The 1,161-nt window shown below is 59.9% G+C and carries 2 protein-coding genes; both read right to left on the bottom strand.

The features are described from left to right. The coding region (locus P4L78_RS11640) for a hypothetical protein (RefSeq protein WP_309328227.1) at nucleotides 1-234 on the bottom strand (234 nt) is incomplete at its 3' end. A 126-nt stretch (nucleotides 235-360) separates the two neighbouring features. Next, nucleotides 361-1,113: a DUF4397 domain-containing protein gene (locus P4L78_RS11635; protein WP_309328226.1), complete on the bottom strand. Its 753-nt coding sequence runs from the start codon at nucleotides 1,111-1,113 to the stop codon at nucleotides 361-363. Nucleotides 1,114-1,161: the final 48 nt, after the last annotated feature.

The following is a 1,161-nucleotide window of genomic DNA, read 5'->3' as shown; positions in this document are numbered from 1 at the left end:
GTGGCACTGCGTCTTGCCTTGCTTCTTCAGCAGCGATTGGTAGGCGATATTGCCCGCCACCGTAGCCACATAGAGCGGCCCATAGAAATCGTTCAGGCGCTGGTCCACCAGGCGCAGCCGGTCGCTGCGCCGCGCCATCATGCGCGTAAACCAGAACGTGACCAGGTAGCCGGCAAACGCCAGAATAACGGTGAGCACCGCTGCATTTTGCAGTGAACTGGGAAGACTGATCATTACTGGTTCCATGATTGACCTTGGCCAAAAGTATACCTGCACCGGCGTACATTTCACCGTGATGGTGAGATTCAGGCTGGCTGCCTGTACCGAAATGCGTATCGGGTCTGGCCTATGGAAACCGCTCTAATTCACGTCGTTGCCGATGGTCACGTCCACCGGCGGGTCACTGGTCAACTGTGCGTTCACCAGCAGCACCGTGCGCACCTCGCCTCCAGTCAGAGCGATGGGCGTCGACGTGTACTTGGGCGTCACTGAGCCGGTCGGCGTAATCACCATCGTGACGGTTTGGGAGGTAAAGCTGACGTAGCTTCCCCTCGACCCCACCGGCAACGCCGTGATCAGCGGAATGGACTTCGCCAGCGTGCTGTCGGCGGGAATCATGTACACATCCACAGCACCCGTCTTGGCGGCCTGATTCAGGAACCGGAACGCCGAGTGCCCACTGGCCGCTCCCACCTGCTGATCCTCAAGCACCGTTACCGCATACCCGCTGCCCGTCGTGCTGTCGTCCGTAAGAAAAACCGAGTGTTGATGACCGGTCAGCAGAATTCCGCTGGTGCTCAGCAGAGCCGTGGTGGTGGTTGTGCCCGTAACCTTGATGGCGGCCGCGGGGCTGGCCGTCAGCGTGCCATACGGAGTAATCGTCCCCTGGCCAACGTTCCCGGCCACCATGCTGCCTTCCACATACACATTGATCGCGGGGGCTGTGTATGAGGCGTCGATCACGCGTACCAGTGTCGGCTGCGTATATGTGGCCACGTTGGTGCAACCGGAAAGCGAGAACGACAGCGCAAGACAGAGCAGGGCCGCCACGGCCAGTTCCGGCAGAGTCAACCGCCGCATCTTCTTGCACCATCCGCTTGCGTTCTTCGTCATGGCGAGCATCTTTGAAAGAGTCACAGGCCTCCCACCCATACTACAGCG

Origin of the sequence: Silvimonas sp. (assembly GCF_031291215.1) — a bacterium.
In the GTDB taxonomy this organism is placed as follows: Bacteria; Pseudomonadota; Gammaproteobacteria; order Burkholderiales; family Chitinibacteraceae; genus Silvimonas; species Silvimonas soli.
The sequence above is the reverse complement of the archived record's forward strand: the minus strand, read 5'-3'. Positions and strand labels throughout refer to the sequence as shown.

Coding starts and splice junctions, on each gene's coding strand:
- P4L78_RS11635 (WP_309328226.1), bottom strand. CDS start 1,113: ATGACGAAGAACGCAAGCGGATGGTGCAAGAAGATGCGGCGGTTGACT.